Below are 7,868 nucleotides of genomic sequence, written 5' to 3'. Positions count from 1 at the left end.
GGCATCGACGGCTTCAAGCGCTGTGTCGCACTGGCGGTGGTGGCACGCAATATTCAGCGGGTCGGCGCCCTGCTACGCCAGCAAGAAGCAGAGGCGCGGGAGCGACAGCGCGTTCCCTTTCGTCGCGCCGCTTAAGCACCGTTACCGGACATTGGGAATGCAGTCTGTGGGAGGAGTGTGCCCGGACTTCACCCGCAATGCAAGTCGCTCTCATTCGGCTGACGCGTTTGGGATTAATTGCAGATACGCGCGTCGTCCGGGATGAATCGACCGCGGAGTTCCCCGGCGCGGCGAATAGACGGCGCTGGAAAATGCGAGTTTCCTGTCAGGCACGAAATAGCCGTTGCTGCATCGCCCGGTTTCGCTTGGGGGGCGGCAGGTCCCTTTCCGTGGGAGAGAGTGATGCGCCATCATTGACACTGTCCAACAATGCGGTGCGGATCGCCCCCTTGAGGCTGCTGCCCGGAAGGATCGGCCGGCGTGTGGCCGGGTCGCCATAAGTGCGGGCAATGCGCAGTTGGTTGATGATCTCGCGTCCGCTTTGCTCGCGTTGGGCGGTCTTGCCGACGCGCTCGGCATACTCGGCGGCAATGCTGGGCAGGACCGGGATGACGTGCTCGGTCTCGGGAATCAGTCGCTCGCGATGGCGATGGAAAAAGCCCTGCACCTGCTTGATGAGTGCGACGGATGGCGGGCCTTCGAGTATTTTGAGCAGGTCGGCGCGGGCGGATTCGGGCAGTGCGCGCAGCGCGGCCTCGGGACTGAAGGTGAACAGACGGTTGCCGTCGATGACATACTGGGTCGGCTCGTAGTCCTCACCGGTGCCGATATGCACGGGCGCCAGGGGGGTGATGGCCAGGCGCCAGGTGCGCAAGAATCCTTGGCTCATGCGGCAAACTCCAGTGGCAGGTGGATCGGGACCCAGGGGGCGTAGCCCTGCTGCACGGTCTCGGGGATGACCTTCGAGAGCCGGCCAGCGCCGCCCAGGCCCTGGCCGATGAAGGGCGCCGCGGGCAACTGCGACGGGGTGAGGATGGCGCCGGCACGGGCGAGCAGTACCGGGGATTTGAACGGATTACCCTCTTTCACGGCCATGTCGCCATGCCGTCCGAAACGGGTAAAGACCTCGTAGACACTGCGCCGGGGGTCGAAGCCCAGGCCCTGCGGGGCGCAGGGCGCCAGAGTCAGGCAGGCATTGGCCTGCGACTGGGCCGGCCAGGGCCGTTCGACTGTCTTGACCGCGAACTTGCCGAGCCCGATGCCGGCGTCGCGTCCGAATCCGCTGGTGCCGATGTCGTCGAAGAGTTGGATAATTTCGACCGCTCCAATGCGCTCGGGGTCGAACACCACCCGGCAGCAGAGTGCGACCTCGGGGGCATGCCAGCGCTGCATCAGGGTGTAGGGGGCGAAGTCGACGCGCCCGGTGGTGCCGGTGAGTCGATTGATGCTGTTGTGGGGCTGGGGGTGCAATACCGTCAGCACGGGACTGGTGGCGTTGGGCTTGGTGGTGCCATTGGCTGGCGACGGGGCGATCAGGTCGCGATCCGACTGGCCGTGTTTCAGCCAGTCGGTCAGTGGGTGGGCCAGCGCCGTTAGCGGTATCCATACCTGCCGCTTCGCCTGTTTGCGATCGGCATTGGGGATCGCGTGGTAGGCCGACAGCGGCAGGGCCGGGCGCGGCAGGTAGCCATCCGGAAGGGCGTCCGCGACTACCGCAAACGGGTGCCCGGCGGTGTAGCCATCGAGCAGCGATTGCGGCCGTTGCAGGCCGAACCGATGGCGCGCGGCCCAGCACAACTGGCCGAACAGGGTGTCGCCCAGGAGCGGCGAGCCGAAGGCGGTCAGGGGCCGCGCAGGCATAAGGCGAGGGTATCCATCCGGCGCGCTCCGGCTCAGTTGAGCGTCAGTTGATCGAGCCGGGTTTGCAGGTCAGCACCGGCCAGGGTCAGGCCGGTGAAGCGCAGCTTCCCGTAGCCGCGCGAGCCGGAGCCGCCCAGACCGGTGAGTTCAACCAGCTTGAGTCCGATCAGCAGGTCGTCCAGGAGGTCTTCGTGGTCATGGACCTTGATGGTGAGTTGGAACTCGAAGCGGGCACCGGCTGGGACGCGCTCGGTGTTGCGCGGATGCTCGGCGACCCCACGGATGCGGTCGATGGCATTCTCAGTCTTGTTCTCGGTCAGCAGCAGGTTGCGTCCATCCATCTCGGCCACCCATCCCGGGTCGAGATTGCAGTCCCAGAAGGCCAGCCGGGTCGGGCCGATCTCGCGGATCAGGGCCAGGTCCGGGTCGCCCTCGGGGGCGCCGCCGAAGAGCTTCAGGAGTCGCTTGGCGGTTGGCTGCTGGTCCGGGGTGAGGCGGGGGACGTCGCGAAATCCCAAGGGCTTGCCGTCGGTGGCGCCGACCAGTCCGGCGCACCACTCCAGCAGGCTGCGCATCTTGCCCTTGAGGCTGGAGCCGGGGATATAGGGCCGATTGTTGACCGGGTTCTTGATGACCGGGTTGTCGGTGCCGCCGATGTGCATCTCGGTGTTGCTGCCGCCGATGTGCAGGCCGCTGACGAGTTCGATCTGTCCGACGAGCTTATGGATATGGGTCAATTGCATGGGGTTCTCCTGATCGATGACGGGCCAGTGGTCCTTAGGTCAACTCTCGCGCGGGCGGACCTCTTTGTAAAAGCCGAGAAATGCCTCAAAGAACAGCTTCGCATAGTTCAAGGTCTTGGCGTCGGCGGCTTGGCGTAGGCAATGGTCAAGTAGCTTGACAAAGTTGCTGTCCACCAGTTCGCGTCCGTCGGCATAGGCCGCCTTGGCGTTCAGCATGAGGATGAAGGGTCGGTACTCGTCGAATCGCTGCGGGTTCTGCTCCACCTTGGCGGTCCACATGACCAATTCATCGTAGAAGCGGCGTAACTGACTCGGCTTGTTACGTTTCTGGTTGTCGCCGATGGTCTTGGCGCAGCGCTTGGCGATCTCGTTGAATAATTGCGGATCGATCTGGCCGGCAAATTGAATATCCTCTTGAACGATGTTGGAGAGCGGTGTGTCGTCGCGCCAGTTCTGGCGATCCCCACCCGGGCGTCCTGGGCCGCGCGGTGACTGGTTGTCGTAACGTCCGTTTGCCATGGTATTGACCTCGTTAGCCGCGTGCCTGGTAAAGATGGGTGAATAGGGGGATGCGGTAGGCCCCGCCGAAGCGTTCGATGCCCTGCTGTGCGATGACCTGCGCCAATTGCTGCAACAGGCGTCGGCGCTCGGCCTCCTGGTCCTTGCCGCGCAGTACTTTGATGCCCTCCAGCATGCGCACGGTGCGATAGGCAAACTGGCTGTGCCAGATGGCGTTCTCGGGGCGCTCGTGGACACGCTCGGCCTTGTCGATGAGTTCCAGCAGGCCGTAGAGATAGGCGGTGCTCAGGCCGATCTCCGCGTCCAGGCGTGCCAGTTCGGCGCCGGCCGTGTCCAGTGCCTCGAAGGTCGCCCAGGGGACGGTCTGGCCGAAACAGGTGATGCTGTCCTTTTCGGGGCGGCAGGTCTTGGCGGCATCCAGTGCTTGTTCGCCGAGTTCGGCCAGGTGGCGCACCGGCAGGCCGGGCTTGGTGGTCGCCAATCCAGCCGAGAAATGGATGCCCGGGTTGCCGGCCACATAGCGGGCAAAGTCGCTGCGTAGCTCACGGGCCAGGGCCATCTGCGCGTGCCAGGGGCCGAGCAGGAAAAAGTCGTCGCCGCCGGCAAAGACGGTGTAGGCGTTGGTGAAGCGCGTGCGACAGCGCCAGGGCAGGTAGAGGGCGAAAAAGGCGTTCATCTGGCGCGAGAGGGCGGCCATCTTGGCGAAGGTCGGCGCCTCCAGGCCCTGCTGGAAGATCAGCCCGAGGTTGTCCACATCGCCCTTGAGGGTGGCGAGCGCACGGATGCCGATCCAGCGGTGCTCCGTGTCCGGCTTCAGGTCCTCGCAGGCCAGGTGGTTGAAGGTCTTGGGCTCGTCGCGCGCGGGGTCGAATGCGCCGTCGGGGTCGCAGCCCTGGTATTTGTCCCGCAGCCAGGGGTCGGCGGCCTCGTTGCCGGCAAAGCGCGGGGCATAGGCATTGATGGCGCGGCGGGCGTATCCGTTCCAGAGTGGGCGAGTGCCGTCCGCGTCGGGCAGGCTGAAGTCCCAGGCGCGCAGCGGGTTGCCGGCTTGCACGGCCGGCCCGAAGCGCCCGGTGTCTTCTGCATTGCCGGTGAAGCCGATGCGGTAACCGAATAGATCCACCTCCAGGGTGTTGGAGACGATCCGCTCACGACTGACCAGCAGACGCTCGAACCCGGTCAGCCAGTTGCCCAGGTCGATCTGATCCTTGGCCAGGCGGCTGGGCTGGATGGTTCGCTCGCCCTCGGTGATGTCAGTCACCGCCGGGGAGCGTCCGTCGATCTCACAGGCACCGCGGGTATTGTCGAAGCGGTCGAGAAACCCGGCGAAGACCGGCGCCGGTGCATCGACCCCACAGAGGCCGAAGCGTTGCGCCTTGGCCTGTTCGAGTTGGGCAAAGAGGCGCTTCATCAGGTCACTGAAGCGGCTGTGTCGCTTGGCCTCGCCCGGTGTGCTGAGGAAGTCGTTGCAGGTGGCGGGCAACCAGGCCAGGCCGACGCCGGATTGACCGAAGCTGTGCTCCAGAAACCAGGCGTCGAGTTCGGCGCGCACCCGGGCCAGGGCGGTCAGGGTCGCCTCGGTATGGGGTGCGACGATCAGGAACTTGCCGGCCGCATTGGTGATCTGGCTGGTTGGCGGCAGTGCCAGGGCATCGAGTACCCGCATGGCCGCGCATTCGGTCAGCAGACCCACATAGAAGGAGCGCCCGCGCAGCAGTTTGGCGGCACGGCGCTGGGTCTCGCCGCCGCTGGCGAAGATGAACTCCTGGATGCCGAACAGGTCGCCTTGAATCAGCAGCAGTTTGTCCTGGTCCCAGTCGGTGCGGTGGCGTTGCGCGGTCACGACCGCCGCCGGGTCATCGCCGCGCTCGTGGTGGTAGCGCCAGAGTGCGACGGCGAGTGCCGCGACCGCCTTTGAGTGATCGTAGAGCGAGACCTCCGGCTTGACGCCGAAGGCGGTGGCCGAGGGGATGGCGTGGGTGAAGGTGAGCCACAGGGTCTCGAAATGATCCAGCCACAGATCGAGCCGCGCGCGGTGCGACACTGGGATGTCCGCGAGCGCCTGGACGAAGGTATCCCACAGGGTGCGGTACTCCGCGTGGGCGGCAGCCCGGTCGCTGGTTTCAGCGTCCTTGGCCGGGACGGGGAAGAGTGTGAGCGGCGACAGTGGCTTGAGTGGGTAACGCAGGGTCGGCGGTGCCTGCTTCGAGGTGTCGTCTGCCAGGCGGATCTGCTCGAACAGGGTCAGTTGCTGGGAGTTGATATGGTTGAGTTGGGGGCCGCTGGGTTCTTCCGCGTCGTTATATTTGTCGAAGGTCTCACGCTCGAAACCCGAGGCCACCCGGTCGGCGGTGGCGATGATCCACTGCAGGAAGGTGTCGGGCTGGTGTGGCGCGCGGCGGCATTGATGAGCGAGTCGTCCGCGTCCGCGCCGCGCCAGGCGGCAAAGGGTGTCATCGAGCTGCCGGTCAGCCGGGGTAAGGACGGCTCCAGGAGGTCGATCGCCAGCGCGGTGTAGGCGGCGTGGCGGTGGGTATACCACTGCCGGCCGCCGGCCTCCTGGCGGCGGGCATAGAGTTGCAGGTGGACCGCCAGCGTCTCGGCATTGATTTCGATCCCGGCGCGCTCGGCGAACTTGCCCAGATCGTGCAAGAGGGCGCCGAGTGCCAGACGGCAGGAGGCGGCCAGCAGGTCATCTTGATTCATGCGTATATCCATGGGTTGGTATTCTCCCCCCGTGAGCCCCTTCAGTCTGTTTTCGCAAGCTTGCGATCCGCTTGCTCATCCCCGTTCGCTGCATTGCTCCGCTCCGCCTTGATGATGCGATATCCCCTCAACCCGAACGCCGTGCCCTTGCCGACATGGGTCCATTGCCCAAGCCAGAGTGCGGGCCAGACCATGGGCAGGGCGGGGCCGTCCAGGGCGATGTCGCCGATCAGACCGCCCATTTGCATGAGGGTGTCCTGACGCGAGGAATAGCGCGTCCATTCGTGCCAGCGCAGCCAGTGCGTGTGCAGGCGCAATGGGTCCGGCTCACGCGGCACGCGGCGCGGATCGAGCCATTCTGGATCACCGCCGGGAACGCCGCCTTGCAGTTGCGCCAGCGTGCGCAGCCGACGATAGAGCGCGTGGAGCAGGTCGGCGGCCGTGAGATCGCGTGCGCCGAGAAAATGGCGATCACGCTTGATCCGCAGCGGGGTGCCGAGTCGCAGTCGGGCCATCGCGGGGGCCGGCGGCGGTAAGAGTGGCGCCGGCTCCTGCGACTGGTAGACGCCCTCGCGGGCGTTATAGATCGGCTCCCAGACCCCGTCGCCCGGGGCGCGCTCGCAGGTCACGCCGGTGACGCCGAAGCGCCCGCGGGTGCTGCCGAAGCCCTGTTGGCCCGCGAGGCCGAGCGCGTGGACAGATAGGGCGCCTGCGCGATGGCGGCGCCGATCAGGTGGATGGTTAGATCGAACGGCGCACCGGGCGCCAGGGTGCGGGGCGCGGCTGGGTCGATGTCGAGCACGAAAGGGTGCGGCATGGCGCCGTAGCCGCCCTGCGCCTGGGCGGCGGCCGGCGGGGTCTCGAAGAGGGTCGAGTAGACGCAGTTTTGGGCCAGCAGGCACCCGGTGCAGGTCGGTTGCCGGGTCACACAGGCGGTGCGCCGCAGTCCGTGGCCGAGCAGACCGCGCCAGGCCGAGCCGGCATAGTCCGGCAGTCGGATGGCGTCTTGCGCCTCCAGTTGAAAACGAAAGCGGGCCAGTGGGGGGGAAGGGCAGAGCGGGCCGGCGTGTTGATACCGGCAGGGTTGATCCATTGTTGCGCTCTATCGCAGGTGCGGCGGTCGGCATAGGGTCCTGTCCTCTTTATTTTCCGTGCAGACCACCCATGCACTGGCCCGCGAAGGGGACGGTGCGGGCAATCAGAGTCTTCCGTAGACGATGTGTTTCCTTTGGGGCCACATCATAGAGGGGATGGCTGTGCAGTGCATGTTTTGCAGGCTTGCGTCACCGCCACGCGCAGATGAACCCTAGACCAGCCCAGAACATCGAACCCTGTACCCGAAAATTGGCCTACCTCGGTCTTGCGTTCCATTGCGCCTCGAAGCCCGACCTCGTGACGGCCGCGCCTGCCGTCGCGGACCTGACCAGGCGTTTCCGGCGGACCGCTCCCGCCATCTGCGTGCGTCCGGGCACGGCTTCGGGCGTCGTCGTGAATAGCGTACCGTGGTACATACCGCATACTTACATACCGACAAGCCACCAGCGCCGCGCCTTCGCGGCCCGCCTCACTACCTGCGATAATCCGCCGTTATCCCGTCCAGGCGCCAAAGACCGCGCTGACCGGCCCGGTTCCGGTACAACAAGCCCCTACCCTGGCAACCCCCGCAGGCCGCCCACCGCCCATGCCCGAGCTCGCGCACTACCTCGCCGCCGCCACGCGCGACAACACCCGTCGCAGTTATGCGTCGGCCGTCCGGCATTTTGAGGAGGGGTGGGGCGGGTTCCTGCCGGCCACCGCCGATGCGGTGGCCCGCTATCTGGCCACGTACGCGCCGTCCCTGTCGCTCAACACGCTGAAGCTGCGCCTGGCGGCGCTCGCGCAGTGGCATCGCGACCAGGGGTTTCCCGATCCCACCAAGGCACCCCTGGTCCGCCAGGTCCTGAAAGGCATCGGCACGCTCCACCCCGCCCGCGAGCGCCGCGCCCTCCCCTTGCCAATCGCCGAACTGGCGCAGATCGACGCCACCCTCGTCGCGGCCAT

The 7,868-nt window shown here is 66.2% G+C and carries 8 protein-coding genes and 1 pseudogene; 1 reads left to right on the top strand and 8 read right to left on the bottom strand.

Annotated features, from left to right (window positions below):
* Positions 1-325: 325 nt before the first annotated feature.
* Genes QZY44_RS27370 through QZY44_RS27335 form a run of 8 tightly spaced genes read right to left on the bottom strand, consistent with a single transcriptional unit; the run spans position 326 to position 6,921 of the window.
* Positions 326-889, bottom strand: a complete 564-nt coding sequence (locus QZY44_RS27370; protein ID WP_295455549.1) for an RAMP superfamily CRISPR-associated protein — start codon at positions 887-889, stop codon at positions 326-328.
* On the bottom strand, positions 886-1,860 hold the full coding sequence (locus QZY44_RS27365; RefSeq protein WP_295455547.1) for a CRISPR-associated protein Csm7: 975 nt from the start codon (positions 1,858-1,860) through the stop codon (positions 886-888). The genes QZY44_RS27370 and QZY44_RS27365 overlap by 4 nt, the downstream gene beginning before the upstream one ends.
* Positions 1,861-1,892: 32 nt before the next feature.
* Positions 1,893-2,603: a type III-A CRISPR-associated RAMP protein Csm3 gene (csm3, locus tag QZY44_RS27360; RefSeq protein WP_295455545.1), complete on the bottom strand. Its 711-nt coding sequence runs from the start codon at positions 2,601-2,603 to the stop codon at positions 1,893-1,895.
* A gap of 39 nt (positions 2,604-2,642) precedes the next feature.
* Positions 2,643-3,122 carry a type III-A CRISPR-associated protein Csm2 gene (gene csm2 / locus QZY44_RS27355; protein WP_295455541.1) on the bottom strand — a complete coding sequence of 160 codons (480 nt, stop codon included), beginning with the start codon at positions 3,120-3,122 and terminating at the stop codon, positions 2,643-2,645.
* A 13-nt stretch (positions 3,123-3,135) separates the two neighbouring features.
* Entirely contained in the window at positions 3,136-5,463 is a 2,328-nt protein-coding gene (gene cas10 / locus QZY44_RS27350) for a type III-A CRISPR-associated protein Cas10/Csm1 (protein WP_295455538.1), read from the bottom strand.
* The gene (locus QZY44_RS27345) at positions 5,367-5,828 is read right to left on the bottom strand and encodes a hypothetical protein (protein WP_295455536.1); all 462 of its coding nucleotides are present in this window, start codon (positions 5,826-5,828) and stop codon (positions 5,367-5,369) included. Before QZY44_RS27345 ends, cas10 begins: the two co-directional genes overlap by 97 nt.
* Positions 5,829-5,869: 41 nt before the next feature.
* The gene (gene cas6 / locus QZY44_RS27340) at positions 5,870-6,457 is read right to left on the bottom strand and encodes a CRISPR system precrRNA processing endoribonuclease RAMP protein Cas6 (protein WP_295455534.1); all 588 of its coding nucleotides are present in this window, start codon (positions 6,455-6,457) and stop codon (positions 5,870-5,872) included.
* The gene (locus QZY44_RS27335) at positions 6,454-6,921 is read right to left on the bottom strand and encodes a hypothetical protein (protein ID WP_295455531.1); all 468 of its coding nucleotides are present in this window, start codon (positions 6,919-6,921) and stop codon (positions 6,454-6,456) included. Before QZY44_RS27335 ends, cas6 begins: the two co-directional genes overlap by 4 nt.
* Positions 6,922-7,509: 588 nt before the next feature.
* On the opposite strand from QZY44_RS27335, the pseudogene QZY44_RS27330 reads away from it, so the two are divergent.
* Positions 7,510-7,868, top strand: a pseudogene (locus tag QZY44_RS27330) (Tn3 family resolvase); the annotation flags it as partial.

The sequence above is a fragment of the uncultured Thiodictyon sp. genome (assembly GCA_903837595.1).
In the GTDB taxonomy this organism is placed as follows: domain Bacteria; phylum Pseudomonadota; class Gammaproteobacteria; order Chromatiales; family Chromatiaceae; genus Thiodictyon.
This window is presented reverse-complemented; position numbering and strand designations above follow the sequence as displayed.

Coding starts and splice junctions, on each gene's coding strand:
- QZY44_RS27370 (WP_295455549.1), bottom strand. CDS start 889: ATGAGCCAAGGATTCTTGCGCACCTGGCGCCTGGCCATCACCCCCCTG.
- QZY44_RS27365 (WP_295455547.1), bottom strand. CDS start 1,860: ATGCCTGCGCGGCCCCTGACCGCCTTCGGCTCGCCGCTCCTGGGCGAC.
- csm3 (WP_295455545.1), bottom strand. CDS start 2,603: ATGCAATTGACCCATATCCATAAGCTCGTCGGACAGATCGAACTCGTC.
- csm2 (WP_295455541.1), bottom strand. CDS start 3,122: ATGGCAAACGGACGTTACGACAACCAGTCACCGCGCGGCCCAGGACGC.
- QZY44_RS27345 (WP_295455536.1), bottom strand. CDS start 5,828: ATGAATCAAGATGACCTGCTGGCCGCCTCCTGCCGTCTGGCACTCGGC.
- QZY44_RS27335 (WP_295455531.1), bottom strand. CDS start 6,921: ATGGATCAACCCTGCCGGTATCAACACGCCGGCCCGCTCTGCCCTTCC.